This window comes from Roseobacter sp., assembly GCF_045106495.1.
In the GTDB taxonomy this organism is placed as follows: Bacteria; Pseudomonadota; Alphaproteobacteria; order Rhodobacterales; family Rhodobacteraceae; genus Roseobacter.
The window spans coordinates 30,802-50,581 of record NZ_JBGCEQ010000022.1; the positions used below are offsets into that span (position 1 = coordinate 30,802).

At 53.6% G+C, this 19,780-nt stretch carries 17 protein-coding genes and 3 tRNA genes; 6 read left to right on the forward strand and 14 right to left on the reverse strand.

Features of this window, described 5'->3' with window-relative positions:
* Window positions 1-25 precede the first annotated feature (25 nt).
* Together AB8B75_RS14935 and hemA are read right to left on the reverse strand one after the other, a co-directional pair.
* A complete protein-coding gene (locus AB8B75_RS14935; protein WP_405363426.1) occupies window positions 26-1,273 on the reverse strand; it encodes a helix-turn-helix domain-containing protein in 1,248 nt (415 codons plus the stop codon).
* A 129-nt stretch (window positions 1,274-1,402) separates the two neighbouring features.
* Window positions 1,403-2,626, reverse strand: coding sequence for a 5-aminolevulinate synthase (gene hemA, locus AB8B75_RS14940; RefSeq protein ID WP_405363428.1), 1,224 nt, complete (start codon window positions 2,624-2,626; stop codon window positions 1,403-1,405).
* Between the two features lie 237 nt (window positions 2,627-2,863).
* Between hemA and AB8B75_RS14945 the strand changes: the two genes are divergently transcribed.
* Window positions 2,864-4,237 (forward strand): M20/M25/M40 family metallo-hydrolase, encoded by a 1,374-nt coding sequence (locus AB8B75_RS14945; RefSeq protein ID WP_405363430.1) that lies wholly within the window; start codon window positions 2,864-2,866, stop codon window positions 4,235-4,237.
* Between the two features lie 26 nt (window positions 4,238-4,263).
* Window positions 4,264-5,139, forward strand: coding sequence for an alpha/beta fold hydrolase (locus AB8B75_RS14950; protein ID WP_405363431.1), 876 nt, complete (start codon window positions 4,264-4,266; stop codon window positions 5,137-5,139).
* Between the two features lie 162 nt (window positions 5,140-5,301).
* Here the strand turns inward: AB8B75_RS14950 and AB8B75_RS14955 are convergent.
* The 6 genes from AB8B75_RS14955 to AB8B75_RS14980 all read right to left on the reverse strand — a co-directional run bounded on the left by AB8B75_RS14955 (window position 5,302) and on the right by AB8B75_RS14980 (window position 8,337).
* Window positions 5,302-5,378: transfer RNA gene (locus tag AB8B75_RS14955), tRNA-Asp, on the reverse strand.
* A gap of 138 nt (window positions 5,379-5,516) precedes the next feature.
* Window positions 5,517-6,206, reverse strand: a complete 690-nt coding sequence (locus tag AB8B75_RS14960; RefSeq protein WP_405363433.1) for an SGNH/GDSL hydrolase family protein — start codon at window positions 6,204-6,206, stop codon at window positions 5,517-5,519.
* 45 nt (window positions 6,207-6,251) lie between these two features.
* Complete coding sequence (locus AB8B75_RS14965) at window positions 6,252-7,190, reverse strand: pirin family protein (protein ID WP_405363435.1); 939 nt, start codon at window positions 7,188-7,190, stop codon at window positions 6,252-6,254.
* A gap of 67 nt (window positions 7,191-7,257) precedes the next feature.
* Window positions 7,258-7,533, reverse strand: a complete 276-nt coding sequence (locus AB8B75_RS14970) for a hypothetical protein (RefSeq protein WP_405363436.1) — start codon at window positions 7,531-7,533, stop codon at window positions 7,258-7,260.
* 258 nt (window positions 7,534-7,791) lie between these two features.
* The gene (locus AB8B75_RS14975; protein ID WP_405363438.1) at window positions 7,792-8,091 is read right to left on the reverse strand and encodes a hypothetical protein; all 300 of its coding nucleotides are present in this window, start codon (window positions 8,089-8,091) and stop codon (window positions 7,792-7,794) included.
* 180 nt (window positions 8,092-8,271) lie between these two features.
* A tRNA-Arg gene (locus AB8B75_RS14980) sits at window positions 8,272-8,337 on the reverse strand.
* Window positions 8,338-9,051: 714 nt separating this feature from the next.
* On the opposite strand from AB8B75_RS14980, the gene AB8B75_RS14985 reads away from it, so the two are divergent.
* Together AB8B75_RS14985 and AB8B75_RS14990 are read left to right on the forward strand one after the other, a co-directional pair.
* Window positions 9,052-10,011, forward strand: a complete 960-nt coding sequence (locus tag AB8B75_RS14985) for a FecR domain-containing protein (RefSeq protein ID WP_405363440.1) — start codon at window positions 9,052-9,054, stop codon at window positions 10,009-10,011.
* A gap of 44 nt (window positions 10,012-10,055) precedes the next feature.
* A complete protein-coding gene (locus tag AB8B75_RS14990; protein WP_405363635.1) occupies window positions 10,056-12,758 on the forward strand; it encodes an EAL domain-containing protein in 2,703 nt (900 codons plus the stop codon).
* Window positions 12,759-12,761: 3 nt separating this feature from the next.
* Here AB8B75_RS14990 and AB8B75_RS14995 read toward each other — a convergent pair whose 3' ends face one another.
* From AB8B75_RS14995 to AB8B75_RS15005, 3 genes are all read right to left on the reverse strand, one after another.
* Complete coding sequence (locus tag AB8B75_RS14995) at window positions 12,762-12,887, reverse strand: hypothetical protein (RefSeq protein WP_405363441.1); 126 nt, start codon at window positions 12,885-12,887, stop codon at window positions 12,762-12,764.
* A 401-nt stretch (window positions 12,888-13,288) separates the two neighbouring features.
* Window positions 13,289-13,364, reverse strand: a tRNA-Val gene (locus AB8B75_RS15000).
* A gap of 35 nt (window positions 13,365-13,399) precedes the next feature.
* Window positions 13,400-13,978 carry a histidine phosphatase family protein gene (locus tag AB8B75_RS15005; RefSeq protein ID WP_405363443.1) on the reverse strand — a complete coding sequence of 193 codons (579 nt, stop codon included), beginning with the start codon at window positions 13,976-13,978 and terminating at the stop codon, window positions 13,400-13,402.
* A 261-nt stretch (window positions 13,979-14,239) separates the two neighbouring features.
* Between AB8B75_RS15005 and AB8B75_RS15010 the strand changes: the two genes are divergently transcribed.
* A complete protein-coding gene (locus AB8B75_RS15010) occupies window positions 14,240-14,701 on the forward strand; it encodes a (2Fe-2S)-binding protein (protein WP_405363444.1) in 462 nt (153 codons plus the stop codon).
* 3 nt (window positions 14,702-14,704) lie between these two features.
* A complete protein-coding gene (locus AB8B75_RS15015; protein WP_405363446.1) occupies window positions 14,705-16,882 on the forward strand; it encodes a molybdopterin cofactor-binding domain-containing protein in 2,178 nt (725 codons plus the stop codon).
* A gap of 139 nt (window positions 16,883-17,021) precedes the next feature.
* Here the strand turns inward: AB8B75_RS15015 and AB8B75_RS15020 are convergent, their stop codons facing one another.
* The 3 genes from AB8B75_RS15020 to AB8B75_RS15030 all read right to left on the reverse strand — a co-directional run bounded on the left by AB8B75_RS15020 (window position 17,022) and on the right by AB8B75_RS15030 (window position 19,490).
* A complete protein-coding gene (locus tag AB8B75_RS15020) occupies window positions 17,022-17,261 on the reverse strand; it encodes a hypothetical protein (protein ID WP_405363448.1) in 240 nt (79 codons plus the stop codon).
* A gap of 316 nt (window positions 17,262-17,577) precedes the next feature.
* Window positions 17,578-18,234 (reverse strand): MarR family winged helix-turn-helix transcriptional regulator, encoded by a 657-nt coding sequence (locus AB8B75_RS15025; RefSeq protein ID WP_405363450.1) that lies wholly within the window; start codon window positions 18,232-18,234, stop codon window positions 17,578-17,580.
* A gap of 221 nt (window positions 18,235-18,455) precedes the next feature.
* Entirely contained in the window at window positions 18,456-19,490 is a 1,035-nt protein-coding gene (locus AB8B75_RS15030; protein WP_405363451.1) for an AbrB family transcriptional regulator, read from the reverse strand.
* Between the last annotated feature and the right edge of the window lie 290 nt (window positions 19,491-19,780).

Here is a 19,780-nt window from a genome sequence, read left to right on the forward strand (position 1 = left end):
GGTCGGTTTCAAAAGGACGTCAGAGTTACTCTGAAGTTGGCGCCAACGGCGTTTGCAATTCGACAACTGTCGTCGCCAAGGCTTCATCGGTCGACAGATCAGCTACGGAATAACGCGTCTTTAATTCCTCGACGGCTAGCGGAAGCTTGGAAGTAATCGTGCCGGTTTCACCGACCGGTCCATAGTATTCACCACTCAACGCAAAATAGATCGCACCGCTTTCACCCGTTCTCAAGGTTGGCGGAATATCCCCTGCCGGTGCGTCCCACGTATCGCCTGGTTCCATGATCGTTTCAAAGATCACAGTACCGTCAGCTGCACTTACTCGCACCCAAGATGGACGGACTGCAACCATTCGCAAAGGAGGTCCGAGTTCTTGAACAACTTGAGGAACAGTTGGCAATTCTGCCAAATCTTCCAGTCCTGCCGATACAGCCGCATCAATTGAACCTGCAAACGACTCGGTGACGGGAGCCACATCTTTTTCTATACTTGCAAAATTGCCGATTGTACGCGGGTCAATTGTTGAAATAGGGGCATCGCGCGCGGTCAAAACAGGTACGTCGAGCGCTTGAGGCCGGTAGAGTTGGTCCAACGCATCGACAGTCGGTTGATCCAGCACGCCGACACTCGAAGTTGCTGTGGATGCATCCGGTGCCGCCGCGAGCACGCCCTCAAGAGGGTCTAGATCGGACAATACGACCGGCGTTTGTTCGACAGGCGCGACTTGAACGCGCTGGACTTCTTGCAGAACGGAGTAACCGCCAAATCCAATCGCCGAAATCAATGCCACCAATACCAAAGAAGATCCGATGGCACTGGCGTCAATCCCACTGAAAAAGCTTTCACGCGCCGGCACGAAAGTCATGCTCGGGCGGTTGAACATATCACCATCACTTGCAGCCTGGCCACGCTTGCCCAAGGGCGACTTTTTGACGACGGATGCTTTGGAAGACATTCCGTGAGCGACTGTAAAACCGCTTTCTTCGCAAAAGGTGTCAAAAGTGGCATCCGGGTTCATGCCTAGGTAGCGAGCATAGGATCGAACGTAACCAGCGATAAACCCAGGCGTGTCGAAGGCGTCGGGGTCGCAATTCTCAATAGCAGCGATGTAGGATGCCTTGATCCGCAGTTCCCTTTGGACGTCCAAAAGAGACTTGCCCAATGTTGCACGTTCGCCGCGCATCATGTCGCCCAAGCGCAATTCGAAATCGTCGAACGCTTTTGGTTCGGCTTCCTCTCCAACACTCTTTGAGTGCTTACGCCCAATCATAGAAATGCCTCGTGTTCCCGTGCCTGCTCGACAACGATATCAGACTTCAAACCGTGTCTACGATTCGTACCCGACTTCTTGTTTATGTTAGGTTAACACAAGGCAACTTGATTTTCCTATAGATGAGAGTCACCCAACTTCTTCGGCGCGATTTAGCGCACAATGAGACCAAAGGCCGTCCATTGCGCGAACGAGGGCATTCATCTCATCAGGGCCATGAACGGGTGACGGCGTAAACCGCAAACGCTCCGTGCCGCGTGGAACAGTCGGATAGTTGATCGGCTGCACGTAAATGCCGTAATCCTCCAACAGCATATCGCTTAACTTTTTGGTATGCACTGGATCGCCCACCATGACGGGCACAATGTGGCTACCATGATCGATGATCGGAAGGCCAAGCCCCTTCAATCTGAGCTTTAGAATCCGTGCTTGGGTCTGATGCGCTTCGCGTCGTTCCGGCGCCTCCTTGAGGTAGGCAACGGAGGCCGCCGCGCCCGCGGCAACCGCTGGCGGAAGGGATGTCGTGAAGATAAACCCCGGGGCATAAGACCTTATTGCATCACACATTTTTTCTGATGCAGCGATGTATCCACCCATCACACCAAACGCTTTTGCGAGCGTGCCATTTATGATGTCCAACCTGTGCATCAGACGGTCGCGCTCCGCGACGCCTGCCCCGCGCGGTCCATACATGCCGACGGCGTGGACCTCATCGATATAGGTCAGCGCGCCAAATTCATCAGCCAGATCACAAATCGCTTCTATGGGTCCAAAATCCCCATCCATTGAATAGATGGATTCAAAGGCAATCAGTTTCGGTGCTTCTGGATCATCTGCCTTCAACAATTCGCGCAAATGGTCCAGGTCGTTGTGACGGAATATCCGTTTTGCTCCGCCATTTCGACGCACGCCTTCGATCATCGAGGCATGGTTCAACGCATCGGAATAAATAATCATTCCAGGAAAAAGTTTAGGCAAAGTGGATAACGTAGCGTCATTCGCAATGTAGGCAGAGGTAAACAGCAGGGCTGATTCTTTGCCGTGAAGATCTGCGAGCTCGGCTTCGAGACGCTTGTGATACACGGTGGTGCCGGAGATATTGCGCGTGCCGCCTGACCCTGCACCCGTAGCATCGAGCGCTTCATGCATGGCCTCCAGAACAACCGGGTGTTGTCCCATCCCCAGATAGTCGTTGCCACACCAAACAGTGACCGGTTGGGTGCTGCCATCGGGACGGGTACGCGTTGCGTGCGGAAACTGACCATTCAGGCGTTCAATGTCGATGAAGGTTCTGTATCGTCCCTCTTCGTGCAGACGTGCAATCGCCTGATCCAACTGATCTTCGTAGCTCACCCGGTCTCTCCTTCGCACGATCCCGGAACAAGTGCCCTTTGGAATCTTTCTAAGCTTAATTATCGTTCCTTAACTTAAGGTTCAATAACCTTACGATGCGCACCATGTCGCATCCTTGACTTGCATCAAATGCCACCATGCCTGCGTCCAGTCGCATGAGTTGTTTTATTTTCGCTCTGGACGACTGGACAAGGCCCTTGGCGCTGATACGGTTCCAGCAAACAATTGGAGGTACCCATGTCACTAGACGCCGTTCTGTCCCGCATTGATAACGATCTGCCAGAGGCAATGGACCGTTTGCTTGATCTGCTGCGCATTCCTTCGATTTCGACCGATCCCGCATACAACGCATCCTGCGATGCCGCGGCCGCTTGGTTGGTCGCAGACCTCAATAGTCTGGGCATCACGACCGAAAAACGCGAAACACCGGGCCACCCGATGGTTGTGGGACATGTTGAGGGTCCCGATCCGCATCTTCTTTTTTACGGTCACTATGACGTGCAACCTGTTGATCCTCTTGATCTTTGGGACAATGATCCGTTCGATCCGAAAATCGAGGAAACTGTCAAAGGTACGGTTATCCGGGGGCGTGGGTCTTCGGATGACAAGGGCCAGTTGATGACGTTCATCGAGGCGTGCAGGGCCTGGAAAGCCGAGCACGGTAGCCTGCCCTGCAAATTGACGTTCTTTCTGGAGGGCGAGGAAGAAAGCGGTTCGCCGTCATTAGTGCCGTTCATGAAAAAAAATGCAGAAGAACTGAATTCCGATATCGCATTGATCTGCGACACGGGGCTTTTTGAAAGCAAGACCCCGGCTATTGTGACGATGTTGCGCGGGTTGTTGGGTGAAGAGATCACGATTACGGGACCAAATGTGGATTTGCATTCGGGTATGTACGGAGGGGTTGCGATCAACCCGCTACGGGTTTTGTCCCGCATCATCGCGGCTTTGCACGATGATCAGGGCCGTATCACGGTTCCAGGGTTTTACGACGGCGTGCCAGAATTGTCTGATGAGATGGAAGCGCAGTGGCAGGGCCTGGCCTTCGATCACGTCAATTTTTTGGGGGATGTGGGCCTTTCCCAACCCGCAGGCGAGCAGGACCGCACCCCGCTGGAGATGATCTGGTCGCGTCCGACGTGCGAAGTTAACGGCATTTGGGGAGGGTATACCGGGGATGGGTTTAAAACGGTTTTGCCGTCCAAGGCGCAGGCGAAAATTAGTTTCAGACTTGTGGGGGATCAGGACCCATTGGTGATCCGCGACAATTTCCGCGCGATGGTGCGTGACATGCTACCCGATGACTGTGACGTAAGTTTTGAAGGACATGGCGCCAGCAAAGCATCGATGACGCAAACCAGCGACCCCAGCTTTGAGGCCGCCCGCAAAGCGCTCAGTGACGAATGGCATGTACCAGCCGCCTATGTTGGATGTGGCGGGTCGATCCCGATTGCCGGTTTCTTTCAAGATATCCTGGGTACGACGCCGATGCTGGTCGGCTTCGGTAAAGATGACGACGCAATCCATTCTCCCAACGAAAAGTATGACGTTGAGAGCTTTCACAAGGGCATCCGGAGTTGGGCCCGCATTCTGGCAGCTCTGACCACTTGAAGCCCTTCCTATCGATGAGGTGATTTGTGACGGATAAACCAACCAAGTCATTTGCGGATGTGAACGGGCAACGTATTTGCTACTTATCTTGGGGCTCTGGGCCGCCATTGTTGTTGATGCACGGGTTTCCGCAAACCCACATGCTTTGGCACCGGGTAGGCCCGCTATTGAGCCGCCACTTCACGGTCGTTGCGTCTGATTTGCGTGGGTATGGCGAGAGTTCCAAACCACAGGGCACGGAAAATTATAGTTTTCGTCACATGGCACAGGATCAAAGTGCCTTGATGCAGCATCTTGGGTTCACGCAGTTTCATGTGGTCGGTCATGACCGCGGTGGGCGGGTTGCGCATCGGTTGGCGCTGGATGCGCCCGAGCAGGTGCAGAGCTTGTCGGTAATGGATATTGTGCCAACACACCTGCTGTTGGATCAACTGTCGCAACAAGTCGCTACCGCCTATTACCATTGGTTCTTTCTGGCGCAACCGGCACCCTTCCCCGAAACCATGATCGCACATGATCCGGATCGATACTTCGAGAGTTGCTTGTTGGGTTGGGGGGCAGCGCAGTTGTCCGATTTTGACCCGGAAGCTCTCGCGGCCTATCGCACGGCGTGGCGTGACCCGGATGCCATACGTGGTATGTGTGCGGACTACCGGGCGGCGTTGCAATATGACTTTGATCTTGATGCCCAGGATTTGGGACGTAGGGTGACCTGCCCTTCTCTGGTGCTTTACGGTGCCGATGGCGCCATGGCCCGAGCGTTTGATGTGCCCGCAACCTGGCAACCCAGGCTTTCGGATATGCAGGCCAGCGGCATTCCAGGCGGGCATTTTTTTATAGATCAATCGCCAGAGCAAACCGCACAGGCGCTGTTGGATTTCCTCACGCAAGACAAGCATTGAGAAAGCCATGCCGGTAGAAGGATGGTGACCACATACCGAACCTGATGAATGGTGCTCGACTGTCGCAGCCAACACTATTGGTTGACGTAATCGAACTCCACAAAGCGTTTACAACGCCACGAAAAGCAAAAAGGGACCCGAAGGTCCCTTTTCAAGCAGCGGTGGCGCGGTTGACGGGGCTCGAACCCGCGACCCCCGGCGTGACAGGCCGGTACTCTAACCATCTGAGCTACAACCGCTCACTGCGCGCCAAGCGAACCTGACGGTTCGGACCTCTTATGGTGCGCCTCGGGTTACGTCAAGCGGGTTGCGCGGCTTGGGCAAAAAAAAATCACTCATTTGGGCGTTAGCGTTGGCGCAAGGCCGGGAATGCCATATCAAATTGGGTTCGTTTCGAGATCATCGATGATGTGGCGCGCCATATGGTCCCCCCACTGAGCATAAGTGGCGGCACCTGGGTGAAATCCATCCAACGCCATCATTGCCGGGTCATGACCCCAGTTTGGCGTCACGATTTGCCTGATTTCATCACCCAGCAAACGGCTTTCCAGAGCATCCGACATCAGGGTTGCATGATCGCCCAGCACGCGTGCCAAGGGATTTGGAAGTGCTGCAAACCGTGCGAGAGGTGGCATGGCAGTGACGTAGATCCGCTTGATTCTATGATTGCACGTCAAGAGATCGTGCAGAGCCATCGTTTGGGAGATCCATTTGGTCGGCGACACCAATCGCGTTGCATCATTGACGCCAAGTGCTGTGACACAGATGTCAAACTTGCCATAGAGGCGGGCGTTTAAGAATTTGGGCGTGTTTTTAGTTGTCAGTCCCGTTTGGGCGACAAGGCGCCATTCGACGGAAAATGCCGCACCCAAGTTTCTTGTTAGTTGCCCGCTCAGAGCTTGAGACTGGTGTTTGACACCGACGCCTGCAGCTGAGGAATCTCCCAGGATCAGCACTTTGAGAACAGGCCCAGATCCCGATCTTCCCTGACGTGGGCCGGAGGCTTCTGGCAAACGAGGTGTTCTGTAGATCACTTGCATGGCTTGCGTCAGCAAAACCGGTGACATGAGAATTTGCCGCGCCCTGGCTGTGAACATCGCGACCGAAGCGTTCTACGTTTCGGGCAGCGGTATGAATTCCGCATCATCACCGGGTGGCAGCTGAAACCGTCCGTGCGCCCAATCACCGGCGCGCCACGCCTCTTTTGCCGCATCAATTCGGTCTTGCGAAGACGCCACGAAATTCCACCAGATGTGTCGCGGCCCGTTCAATGTAGCACCCCCTAAAAGCATCAGGCGCGCGCCCTCCTGCCCGGCTTTGAGCGTGATCCGGTCGCCGGGACGGAACACCATCATTTGCCCGGCATCAAAGCGATCCCCCGCGACTTCGATGGCACCAGACAAAACATAGGCGCCGCGATCCTCATGGTCATCAGGCAAGGGAATACTTGCGTCCGGCTCCAGTAAAGCGTCCGCGTAGAACATCTCCGAATGTGTTTTGACAGGAGCACGTTCACCGTAAGCATTGCCCAAGATCAGCCGAAGCTGTTTGCCCTCGCCCTCTAACAGCGGCAGCGTGTTTTTTGGTGCATGCTCAAAATCCGCCGCATCATCTTCGGCATCTTCTGGCAAGGCCACCCAGGTCTGAATGCCAAAAAGGTTATGAGGCTTTTCGCGGATTTCGCCATCCGTGCGTTCCGAATGCGTGATGCCCCGCCCCGCCACCATCCAGTTGACCGCGCCCGGTTCGATCCACTGATCCGTGCCCAGACTGTCGCGGTGGTGAATTTTGCCTTTGTAGAGATAGGTTACTGTCGCGAGACCAATGTGAGGATGCGGTCGCACATCGATCCCTTTACCGGTCACGAATTCAGCAGGCCCCATTTGGTCAAAGAAAATGAACGGACCAACCATCTGTCGCCGCAGAGACGGCAAAGCGCGCCGCACTTCGAAGCCCCCAAGATCGCGCGCGCGTGGCACGATCACAGTCTCAATGGCATCAAAGGCGTCGCCTGTCGGACAATGCGGATCCAATGCAGGGTTCCAACTCATTTGGCTCGTTCCTTATCGACCTCAAACCATCGCTTAAAGCAAAGCACGGCCTACCGGTTCGGTGCAATCAGATCTTTCGCAGATTTTGCGCCATTCGATTGAGGAAGGTTTTGTCGTCGATGCGTTGTGCCGCCTGATCCAGACGCGCCGCCATATGGATGATTTCAGAAACATCGCCAGCACCCTGATCCAGCGCCATTTCATAAGCCGCATATTCCAGAAATTGTGAGGCCAGCTGCATGGCGCACTGCACGCGCACAGCGTTCGGCAAGCCGTCCAGCGCGGCAAAAGCGTCTGAAAGGTCCACAACCTTCGAACAGTCATTATCCGTCGGCACGGTCATATCGTGTCCGCTTTCAGCCACTATCGCTTTCTGTCTTTTGAACAACGCGTGTTCAAATGACGTCTCACCCTACGCTGATTTATATCTTTTTTGTGCAAAGCAGTCTCCTGCTTCACAGTTGACACAGCGTTTTTCGACCCACGCCCTTTTCGGAATAGGCCTTCGTTCACTGTTCATTAAGCAGTAGCGACATGTCAACCCGAGGTAGACTAATCTCAGAGAACCGACACGCATGGCGGTAAAATTGACGCAACTGAGTTACTGCAGGCGGTGCGCAACGCGGTGCTTCCGCATGGTAGGCTCATCCATCACCTCGGATGATGAGTTTTCTATCTTGGCAGATGCGTCCACGAGTTCCGCGACAAAAGCTGCTGGCTGACGACCTGCCAATTCAAAGGCTGCATACTCCAACAATCGTGATGCAATCTTCATGGCGCGGCTTGATCGTTCGTTTGTGGGAAGTTCGTTCAACAGATGGACCAATTGGTCCACGTCTCCTTCGGTCAATCCAGGTCCGGACTCGGCGATTTTTAGCGGATGATTTTTGCCATAGAACATTTACGCGAAAGCCCCTTAACCAAATTGCACAGCAGCAAAAACTTTCCCGCCATCCTGAATCACATTTTCGCGATCATGACAAGTAGCTCACGAAATGCGGACCCAACAGACGGTCGGCGCCCTCATAATGCCTGTTTTTTGGCAATTCGCATAGGCAATTTTGTAGAAGTTAAGGAACGGTGGGTCGTGAGAGGCTCGAACTCCCGACATCTTCGTTAGATAGGAAGCGCCTTGCCCTGTTAGGCGAGCTTATCAATGCACTATTGCCCCCTGCCATCACTGGCACATTGTCGCCTCAGAAATCGTGTGTTTTCAGTAGGATGAGATTGGTATGTCGCTCCGTCAGGCGCGTCACAATACTAAGCCACAGATCACTGGCAACAAAACTGTTCAAAATGAGCGGAAACTTGATCTAAGAGCAGCGAAAGCGGGGCCATCGAGGATATTGGGGGGAAGCAGGCATGCCGGGAAGTGTAGACACGGGCAGCTAACATGTGTCGATTTGTGGGAGTTTTCGACGACAGGTTCATAGGATTGCGGATGACTTCAGTGGAACGGCCACCGTTTGTGTGAGCACCTAGAATAGCTCTGCTGCGCAACGCAGAAGTCGCCATGCGTCACATGTTTGTGCGCTACGTACCGGCCAGTTGCATCGCCTTACATTAAGAACATTGGCTAACATTCGCTACAATCTGCACCAACGACTGCAATGCGCAGGAAACGGACATTGCAAAGTTTCTAACACGCCAGTCTAGGCGGTTGTCAAAAACTGGATTGCCGCGACGCGGTTTTTGTTAGGTTGGAGGTAAGTCACGATGGCCAGCCCGCTATGCAGATTGTCCTATCCTCAAAAACTGTAAGACAGAAACTGGTTAACCAACCGAAGCCAATTCAAGACCCATAAGGATTTACTTTACTTCTTTGCTCCAAAAAGGAGCCACTTTTCAAAAGAGGTAAGCCATGTTCTCTCGTTTGTTCTTCACTTTTATCTTTCTAATCGGGTGGAATCTCTCAGCGGCTGCAGATGGCTGGGTATTGCAACGGGCTGATGGGAACGTACGCATATCGATCGACGGACAGAACTGGAGTCGCGCTCAGAATGGTGTCGATCTATCCACCGCGACGTGGATCAGGACAGGGCCGCGCAGCCGCGCAATTCTCGGGCGGGGAACTGAGCGGATTATCTACAGGGCCAACACGCTTGCTGCCATATCTGCATCGAAGCCGACAGGCCAGACGACCGAGGTAACGCATCAAAGAGGGTCAGTTTTTCTTTCAGTCACAACTACGAAAAGAAAACGGGTCAGCGTTCTAACACCGCACCTCGCGGCGGTCATCAAGGGCACCGTATTGGAAGTGACCACTGATCAAGACAGTGCGTCAGTGAGGGTGGACAAAGGTGTCGTCGAGGTGCGCAGCGACGGGCGGAGTGTCGACGTTGCCGCTGGACGAGAAGCGATCTCGAACGGCCGTGCGTTAAGCGTATCTGCGGCAGATGTGACCAGCCGGGTACCAGGGTCTCCGAATACATTCAGTCTTGAACTGCGCGAGGCGCCGAAAACCGCGGGGGATGCGGCACGCAATGCAAGTGAGACGGGAATTGCGAACGGCAATGCCTTTGGGGTGACTGGGGCCACAAACAATGAAAACAACAGCGGCGGGAACGGAAACGGCAACAGCGGTGGCAACGGCAACAGTGGTGGCAACGGTAACAGCGGTGGCAACGGTAACAGCGGTGGCAACGGCAACAGCGGTGGCAACGGCAACAGCGGTGGCAACGGCAACAGCGGTGGCAACGGCAACAGCGGTGGCAACGGCAACAGCGGTGGCAACGGCAACAACGGTAACGGGAATGGCAACGGCGGCGGGAACGGCAAGGGCAACAACGGAAATGGGAATGGCAATGGAGGCAGCAACTGACCTTTCATGCCGCCACTCTGCGTTATGTCATTGTTGGACTTTTCATCGTTACCGCTGCCTATTTTGCGGACCGAAGGGGTTTTCTCGTTGGCTTGAACGATCGGCTGGAAGACTACCGATCAGAGCGCGCGGGACGCGCGGCATCAGAGAACTTCGTCTTCGTGGCCATCGATGCAACGTCTATCCGCAGCGTTGGGGCTTGGCCCTGGTCACGTCAGGTGCATGCGGACATTCTCGACAATCTGACCGATGCCGGAGCTATCGAGGTCTTCTTTGATTTCGACTTTGCATTTCCGTCTGACACCCCTGGTGACGCTGCATTCGCGGCTGCGCTGGACAGGTCCGGGAGTGCATATCTGCCCGTGTTCCAGCAGGCCGGAGGCTCTGGCGAAACCGAGCAGACAACAAACGTGCCAATGGCTCTTTTTGCTGAGCGCAGTTGGCCCGCACTGGTCAATGTTTTCAGCGATGGGCAAGGTACAGTCCGGTTCTATCCCTATGGGGCGCATGTCGGCGATACCTACATTCCCTCTGCGGCTGCCTTGCTTACCGGGTCGTTCTCGGAAAGGACTGACAGCTTCCCGATAAACTTCGCAATTCGACCGGACAGTATTCCTACAATTTCGGCGATTGACATTGCACTAGGACGGTTCGATCCCGCTGATATCCAGGGTCGCTCAATCATTGTAGGCGCTTCAGCGATCGAATTGGGTGATTTGTTTTCTGTACCCGTGCACGGGATAATCCCTGGCCCGCTTGTGCACGTCCTGGCAGCCGAAACGTTAGCCGCTGGCGCTGTTCCTGCGACCCTTGCGGTCGAGTGGGTTGTGCTCGCTCTTCTGGCGCTGCTCTTACTGTTGCAGACGCGCCTATTTTCAAAGCCGGTAACGTTGATATCTGCTGCCGTTCTCGCGCTGGTCGCCAGCGAAGCGGCTGCACTTACCCTATTTGCACAACAAGCCGTGGTCATTCCGACCGCAGCGCTTTATCCCAGCTTGCTCGTCTTTTGCAGCTGGTCACTTTTGTGGCGGCTCAAACAAAACGGTTGGGTCATCCAGCGTCAGCAGCATGAGGTTGAGAACACTTCTGCATTGCTGCGCCAGGTATTCAATGACAGTTTCGATGCCATCGCCATCATAGATGAAACCGGGTTGATTCAGATGCATAGCGATACCGCCGAAAACCTCTTTGGTCTCGACGAGACAAATCACCTGCTGCTTCCGAGGCGATTGAAAGAGGATGCCCTGAAGGCAATGCAAACTGGTGGAGACCGCATCCTTCGAAAATACGAGGCGACCGCTGCTGGTGTGTCTCATTATCTAGAATATACCGTTACTCCGTCCCAGACGACCACTTTTGACCAGGGCCGTACGAGGCGCGTGCAGATCGGTACGCTTTCCATACGTGATGTCACGAAAATCAAGGAACAAGAACGAGAAATCGCTTACTTGTCCAGCTTCGATGCATTGACGGGTGCTCTCAGGCGCGGTGTATTTCTTGAATTCATGGCCCTGCGCGCTGAGGCGCTAGAGCCCTTTACCGTCATTGTTTTCAATCTCAGCAGATTCAAAACGGTCAATGTCGTTCTCGGCCGCGATGTCGGCGATGCGCTTTTGCAGCATTTGGTCAGGCGCCTTCAAGAGGCAGACTTGAACATCTCGGCCATCGCGCGGCTTGGCGGTGATACATTCGCTTGTTTTACTGAGTTCAAAACGAATGACGCGCAAGCAGCGGTCATTGCGCAGCGTCTTAGCGAGGTCATCGCCGAACCATATATACTGGAGGAGGCCAACGCTCGTATTGGAGTATACCTTGGCTACAAGATTGTGTTTCCTGAAGACGGGTTTATCGCTGCGGACGCGCTGTCTCATGCAGAGGAAGCGCTCGACAGCGCGCGGATTGCTGGCGAAGATGCGCCTCGGCGGTACACCCCCATTCTGTCGCAAAAGCAGTTCCGCTCCAGACAGATTGAGCGTGCGCTGGGTCGGGCTCTCGACCGCGATGAGTTCGAAGTCTGGTATCAACCTCAACATCGTCTCACCGACTTTGAGTTGATCGGCTCCGAAGCCCTTGTACGCTGGAACTCTGAAACGCTCGGCCAGATATTCCCCGACGAGTTTATCGAGATCGCGGAATCGACCGGATTCATTAAGGAACTCGGAGCCTGGGTTCTCGAGCGTGCGGTGAAGGACACACTAACCCTTCCCGAGACCTTGAGCGTGGCAGTAAATGTATCCGGTGTTCAAATGACGGGAGACGGCATCGCCAACGATATAAACAGGCTGTTGCGTGACACCGAACTCCAGGCATCACGCCTGTGTCTCGAGCTTACCGAAACAGTTCTTTTTGATGGGACAAATGATCTTGTAGAAAAAATGCGCGACATACAGTTTCGAGGTGTCAGCTGGGCTTTGGACGACTTCGGAACCGGTTATTCTTCTCTGGGATATCTGTCGCGGCTGCCAATCGACAAACTCAAGGTAGACAAATCCTTTGCATTGGGCCTCGGCACCGATCCGTCAGCAGAGCATATCCTGGCGGCAGTCTCCGATCTGTGCGGGGGTTTGGGCATGAAGCTCTTGTGTGAAGGTGTCGAGACCCGGGAGCAATTAGCTTTTCTAAAAGAACATAATTACGCCGAAGCTCAGGGTTACCTGTTCGGAAAGCCAATGCCATTTTTTGATTTTTCGACGTATGTAGAGCGGCAGGACGTTCGACACGCCCCTGTAGATAAAAATCGCATTTAGGGTTTAAGCTGTCACGGCTTGTTGAAAGATCAAGGTCACGAGGTCGACCAAATCTCTCGCTTGATCCAATATGGCAGTTACCAAATCTTCACCGATCCCAGCGTTGCGAGAATCTCGATTAACATACAAGCGCCAAACAAGCCTTTATGTTTGAACTTTCCGCCAGACTCTCGATAGAGTCCAGCCACGCCCACTATGTGTTCAACTGAGGAAGATCCAAAGATACATCCGGAAATTACCCGGTCTTCGAACTTCGCTCCATCCGGTTTTGCTTCCTTTTCATAGGTTGAACCAAATGCTTCGGGCGCATAACGAAGCGCTTAGAGCCTGATAGTTCGAAAATTCTCCCCGTCACCTTCCTGCGCACCAACGCCTGCCACTTGCCGTTTGGTCGTTTGTTCACTTTGGCCATTTTCTATCTCCATTGATTGGAGACATCTTCAGCGTCTAAGCGCAGCGGACACCAAAACACATCCCGCACAAGAATATGTGTAAACCGATTAAGTGCCTGATACATCATGCATAAAGAATGGTGGGTCGTGAGAGGCTCGAACTCCCGACATCTTCGGTGTAAACGAAGCGCTCTACCAACTGAGCTAACGACCCGATGACGGGCGGTTTAGCCAAAGTCGCGAGCGGCTTCAAGCCCCTATCGACAAGCGATGCATTTCTCCGTTCTCGAGATGATACACGACGCCCTGCCCTCCCGGCAGCGTGCCGATTTCCGAGATGTCTTTGTTCAATACGATCAGGCGCAGCATGCGCGATGTGATGCCATGTGTGACAAGCACGGACGGGTGGCGCAGATCTGCCAAAAAATCCGAACACCGTGCGTGAAGGCCGTGAAACCCCTCTCCGCCCGGCGCGCGTTGATACAGATCCAAAGCGCTTTCTTCACTTTCATCCACGAGTTGATCCATCACCACCTCATCACGTCGAAAGCCTTCCCAAGCGCCCACTGAAATCTCCGCCAGCCTTGCATCGGTTTTGATCAGACCAAAAATTCCTTCCAGCGCGATAGACGCGGTATGAAAGGCGCGGCCTTGTGGGCTGCAAAGCGCCTGGAACCCGCTCAAGTCAATCTTGCTGAGGATTTCGTTTTGCGCGCGCGCCTGTGCCCTGCCTTGCTCTGTCAAGGCCGAATCAAGCCGACCCTGGATCCGGTGTTCGGCATTCCAGATTGTTTGACCGTGGCGTAAGACATAGATTGGAGGCGTCATGCTTACATCTCTGAATCAGCGGGACTGACGCCGCCTTTTGGTGGAAGTTCTCGCCCTGTGGATGTCACATTGAAGACCTGCCTTGCAATGTTGTTTTTCGACAGGCCGGACGTATGAATCGCGCCTGGCGTCAAGGCGTCAACGCCATGGCACAAATCGCCAGAGGATTGGCGCCAATTGCAAGTACCAATTCAACCTCAGGGTACTATATTTTCTCCATAGGCAGCGCGATACAGCTGCGCCACCCAACAGGAGGCTTCCATGGCAACTGAGCTTAAACTTAATGGCACCATCCACAAGGTTGACGCCGAACCTGGCACACCACTTTTGTGGGTAATCCGGGATGATCTGAAAATGACGGGCACCAAATTCGGTTGCGGCGTTGCCGCTTGCGGTGCTTGTACGGTGCATGTCGATGGCGAGCCTGTGCGATCCTGTCAAACTTATATCGAAGACTTGGAAGGCTCTGAAGTGACGACGATCGAAGGGGTTTCCTCCGACGTTGCCAAAGCAGTTCAAACCGCATGGGCCGAGCTGGATGTGGTGCAATGCGGTTATTGTCAGTCGGGCCAGATCATGTCTGCGGTGGGCCTTCTGACAGAAAACGCCAAGCCAACCGTGAATGACATAGACGACTATATGAATGGCAATGCCTGTCGCTGCGCCACTTACCAACGTATCCGCGCGGCAATCCTGCGCGCTTCAGAATTGATGGAGGCCTGAGCTATGACATTGACCACATCCCGTCGCAGGTTCCTCGCAAGTGCCGCCGCAACGACCGGCCTGCTGGCGCTCGGTTTCTCGCCCAAAGGCGCTCTGGCAAAGGCCGGCGGAGGCGCTTTGAACCCTTTTGTGACCGTTTCCAGTGATGGCACTGTGACCGCGATCATCAAACATTTTGAAAAAGGACAAGGTACGGCGACCGGATTGTCCACTTTGATCGCGGAAGAGTTGAACATGTCGCTTGACGCGGTTCACTACGAATTCGCGCCCTCTGATCCCAAGATTTACAACAACACTCTCTTTGGTCCCTATCAGGGCACGGGTGGTTCCACTGCCATGGCGAATTCCTATGTTCAGTATCGCACCGCCGGGGCTGCTGCGCGCGAGATGCTCTTGTCCGCTGCCGCTAAGGCGTGGCGTGTCGACGTTGCGGAGTTATCAATGTCTGATGGCCTGATATCCGGTGTGGGTCAGCAGGCGGGTATCGGTGATTTTGTCGCTGAAGCCGCTGCGCTGGAGGTTCCGACGGAACCAGTGCTTAAGGACCCATCGGCGTTCCGCATTATTGGCAATGCCGATGTCCACAGGATGGACCAAAACTCCAAGATCGATGGCAGCGCATTATATGCCATGGACCTGCATTTGGACAATCAAATGGTGGTCGTCATCAAGCGCAGCCCCAGATTGGGTGGAACTGTCGCCTCTTTTGATGACAGTGCAGCCAAAGATGTTAAGGGTTTTATTCAAGCGCTGGCACTGCCCAACAAGGCTGGCGTGGCCGTTTATGCCGACAAGACCTGGGCCGCATTTCAGGCGCGTGATGCGGTTGAGGTTGAATGGGATATGTCTGCTGCCGAGAGCCGCAGTTCTGATGCCATTCGCCGTGAACTGTTGGCAGCTCTAGACGACAATGCTGAATTCGATGCATCCTCGGAAGCCGATCTCGCTGATACGCTGGCAGCCATCGAAGGTGCAGATCAGGTCGTCGAAGAAACTTTCTATTTCCCGCTTCTCGCTCATGCGCCCATGGAACCTCTTGGGGCCACGATCGAACCTTTGGCAGACGGCGGCGTGGTTATCCATGACGGCGCGCAATTCCCCACCAGCAACCACAATGTCCTGTCTCAGATCTTGGAATTGCCGATGGAAAAGGTTCAGGTGAACACGATGCTTGCAGGCGGCTCGTTCGGCCGACGTGCCACGCCGACGGCAGACTATCAAGTTGAGGTTGCCCTGGCCTTTGCGATGACGGATCGCACACGGCCCGTCAAACTGGTCTGGTCGCGTGAAGATGACATCACGGGCGGGTACTACCGGCCAGCCTTTGCCCATAAGGTCCGCGTGGGACTGGATTCGGCGGGCAAGATCACTGGCTGGGATCATCGCATTGCCGGGCAATCTATCTTCAAAGGCACATTCTTCGAAACTGTCATGGTCCACGGTGGCATTGATCATGCTTCCATCGAAGGGGCAGCGGACACGCCGTATGATATCCCCGGCATGCACTTTGGCCTCACCGACAATAAACCTGCGACAACTCTCTTGTGGTGGCGTTCGGTCGGTCACAGCCATACGGCTTACGTGATGGAAAGTATGATGGACATCGCTGCGAGGGCCGCAGGTCAGGACGCGGTTGATTTCCGTCTGGGTTATCTGGCCAGCGGCACGCCTGACCAGCAGCGAAAAGCGGGCGTGCTCAAACTGGCAGCCGAAAAAGCGGGTTGGGGCAAGGCTAAGCCGGGCCGCAGCCAGGGCATTGCTGTCCACAAATCCTTTGGCTCCTATGTTGCACAGGTCGCCGAAATTTCACGTGACGAAGATGGCGCGGTCAAGATCGAAAAAGTCACCGCTGCCGTGGACTGCGGTTTGCCGGTCAATCCCAACGTAATCAAAGCCCAGATTGAGGGTGGAATTGGATACGGGATTGGTGCTGTGATGCGCAACGAAATCACACTAAGCGGCGGGGAACCTGATCAGGTCAATTTTCCTGACTACGAACCCCTGCGTATCCACGATATTGCCAGCATTGAAACTTACATTGTGCCCTCAGACGCGCCACCAACTGGTATTGGGGAGCCCGGCACACCCCCTGCAGGTCCTGCCTTGGCAAATGCAATTGCTGTTGACGGGCCTCGCGTCACTTCACTTCCGATGAGCAATGAAGGTGTAGACTTCGTTTAAGACGGCAACTGCTGGTTGTGCCCCTTGCGTATCACACTTGCGCAGGGGGCAGTTTTGCGCGTCGACTTTAAACCTTTTATCAGTATGAGTCTGAAGTTTTCTGCCGACAGGGAGATTTGATCGGACGGAATTCGACCCATCAACCAGAACTGTTTGCGATGCTCGATTTCGAAGCCGCATCCTCGTAAAGACGAACAACCCGAGCTTCTTTTTCGTAGATTTCGATCTCTGTAACGACCTGATCAAGTCGAGCAGACAGTTTTCCCAGCACAGGGTCTTTTTCATCCCCTTGTTTTTCGTTGACAGCGCCAAGGTATCCGATGAGTTCACACAAAACGGTTTTGGTTTCGTCAAGAACGTCCCGGCTGACCTTGTTCAATTTCCGCTCCTCGTCGTTCTCGACACCTGAGTGAATTTATGTGCCATTAGCACTTTATTCAATGGCAATGATTCCGCCCAGATCGTTTAACTGGAAGTGAAACAACTTTCACCTGCGCGGCAACTTGCAAATGAGCATACACAAAATTTCTAGTGCTGCATGACTTGGCGTCTTTCTTTCAACTCAAAATTGTGCCGGTCGATACGCTGCATTGCACAAGGACCGGTCCGAATTCTTTAGGGTAAGACACGACAATTTGTTGAAACGAAGGGTGCTTTAAATCGAAAGACAAACTTTTTTCAGTCCAGTTGTCTTCTCAATCGAAACGATGTGCAATTGTGTAAATTGACTGTTTGAAGCGCTGCAAATCACCGGGCGTTAGAACATCGAAACGTTCGGCCAATTTTAAAATTGGATCCCTCTCAAGCATGCCAATGCCAGCTTCAGTCAAGCGAACCAATTTGCTTCGGGCGTCTTTCGGGTGTGTTACTTGCACAATGAAATGTCGTTTCGCCAATGTTTGGATTGCGCGCCCCACAGGCGCGTGGGTCAATCCAAGATGCTTGCTGATCAAACTCATGGTGCATCGGTTTTCAGGCGTCGCCTGCACATATCGCAGGATTGCCCATTGCAATGGCTGAACTTCGCCAGAGGGTTTTGTCCCATAGGCATTGCGCACCATTGTCTCCAGGAGGATTGCAGCATTAACATTGCTTGACATAACAAATAACTTTTTCACTCTGCTCGAGAGTAGAAGCGCGAACAAGATCTCATTCAACTCAAATTTTAAATGGTAGTTAACGATCCCAACTTTACATGAAGTTTGTTGTTTATATATTTGTAAATGGTAATTTTTTTTATGGATTGAGGTGGCAGGCACAGGTGTTTGGAACAGTCGGCGACGCCTAAAGCAAAGCCCTTCAATGGTCAAAGTGTAAGAAAAATCCAATTTTTCCAGATTAGTATCAAGCAATCTTCATTTTTCAAACGTGACACAATGAAAACGCCAAGTACTAGTGCTTGACGGAACCTTTTTGCTCGGAAGCGCAAAGCCAATTTCGAGGAGTAACCGTCGCGGTTTACCGGCGCAAAAGGCCAGTGTTTTCTCTAAGGCGAAGACGCAGTCAGAAACAAACGGATGTCCAAAAGGGTAGTAAAAGCTCTTCGATTTGTTTGTTGGGCCCGCGCCCCGGGTTATTTCCCCGTATTGGAATGCTGTGCAAACAATCGGGCAAAAAGAGGCGCACCCAGAATTACAACGAATATGCGCAAGACGTGATGCGCGACTACAAATGCCATATCCGCACCGACAATCAGTGCCAAAACGGTAAGTTCGGCCTGACCGCCTGGCGCGAAAGCCAGTACTGTTTCCAAAGGTGGGGCGAGGTCTGCGAGGTGAATTGCCTCGGCAAAGATAACCGTCAACACCAGCAGAATAATGCAAAAACCCAATCCTGCAGTGACATCCTTGCGCACTTCTGGAAGTGTCACGCCTGCGTATTGGCACCCAACGCCCATACCGATAAAAAACTGAGCAGCCCAAATCGCTTCAGCCGGAGGCCGGTGCTGAAGAACACCAATCAGCGACAGCAGAGCCGCCAACAGCAGTGGGCCCAGAATGGATGCTCCAAACATGCCAACTCGCTTTGCCACCCGCCAGCCAGCAATACCGCAAAACGCCATCAATGTGATTTGCTGCCAGGCAATTGTTGAGGCTGGCGCGCCTGGCGGGTTGGTCAGATCTGCGCCCCAGACAAGTGTCAGCAAAAATGGTAGAACAACAACAATAACCATCACGCGGGTGGCATGTATCAAGGACAAGGTTCGCACATTACCACCGGCTTCTTCTCCGAATACCAGCATGTCTTGCAAGCCACCTGGCATGGCGCCGTAGTAGCTGGTTGGGAAGTCAAAACCCCATATACGCTGGAAGTACCACACACCGACGATCCCGATAGAACCGGTCATTACGGGTATCATCAGCAGCGTCGGCCACATGCCGATCATCGATCCGAGCAATGCAGTGGTGAAGGTCGCTCCCACGGCGACGCCCAGGATTGTGCGCATACCTTCGTTCAGCAGCTTGATCCCGCGCATCGGCAGACCAGCAAGTGCCGCCAGAAGACAAGCAAAAATGGGTCCCAGCAACCAAGGCAACGGGAGTTGCAACAGCTTGAAGACAATCACGCCGACACCCGCAATACCAAAGGCTGTAAGACGCGGGATCATCGGTGCATCACGTTTGACCCATGCGTAGACGGTGTCCGTTGAGGTATTTCTACGCAATGGCTGACGTTATGTGTTTCTGCCCGGCGTGTTACGTGACCTTGCTTTGGGATAGATCTGCTATTGGGGGCTGGTGCCTGCTGAATAGTTTTCCTGAATATTGGCTGCATTTGGAGAAACGCTTTCCTTGTTGAGATGCTGCCAAAATGGGGGGGGGTTGTCGCTATAGTGGGTTCGGAAACCAACCACAGCCCCGGAAGTTTAAGTGCATCGTGGTAGGTCGGTTTGCTGAA

What these genes read in the sequence shown, in the direction of transcription:
- AB8B75_RS14935 (WP_405363426.1), bottom strand. Translation starts at nt 1,273, where the DNA reads ATGATTGGGCGTAAGCACTCAAAGAGTGTTGGAGAGGAAGCCGAACCA.
- AB8B75_RS14945 (WP_405363430.1), top strand. Translation starts at nt 2,864, where the DNA reads ATGTCACTAGACGCCGTTCTGTCCCGCATTGATAACGATCTGCCAGAG.
- AB8B75_RS14960 (WP_405363433.1), bottom strand. Translation starts at nt 6,206, where the DNA reads ATGTCACCGGTTTTGCTGACGCAAGCCATGCAAGTGATCTACAGAACA.
- AB8B75_RS14965 (WP_405363435.1), bottom strand. Translation starts at nt 7,190, where the DNA reads ATGAGTTGGAACCCTGCATTGGATCCGCATTGTCCGACAGGCGACGCC.
- AB8B75_RS14970 (WP_405363436.1), bottom strand. Translation starts at nt 7,533, where the DNA reads ATGACCGTGCCGACGGATAATGACTGTTCGAAGGTTGTGGACCTTTCA.
- AB8B75_RS14975 (WP_405363438.1), bottom strand. Translation starts at nt 8,091, where the DNA reads ATGTTCTATGGCAAAAATCATCCGCTAAAAATCGCCGAGTCCGGACCT.
- AB8B75_RS14985 (WP_405363440.1), top strand. Translation starts at nt 9,052, where the DNA reads ATGTTCTCTCGTTTGTTCTTCACTTTTATCTTTCTAATCGGGTGGAAT.
- AB8B75_RS15005 (WP_405363443.1), bottom strand. Translation starts at nt 13,978, where the DNA reads ATGACGCCTCCAATCTATGTCTTACGCCACGGTCAAACAATCTGGAAT.
- AB8B75_RS15010 (WP_405363444.1), top strand. Translation starts at nt 14,240, where the DNA reads ATGGCAACTGAGCTTAAACTTAATGGCACCATCCACAAGGTTGACGCC.
- AB8B75_RS15015 (WP_405363446.1), top strand. Translation starts at nt 14,705, where the DNA reads ATGACATTGACCACATCCCGTCGCAGGTTCCTCGCAAGTGCCGCCGCA.
- AB8B75_RS15030 (WP_405363451.1), bottom strand. Translation starts at nt 19,490, where the DNA reads ATGATCCCGCGTCTTACAGCCTTTGGTATTGCGGGTGTCGGCGTGATT.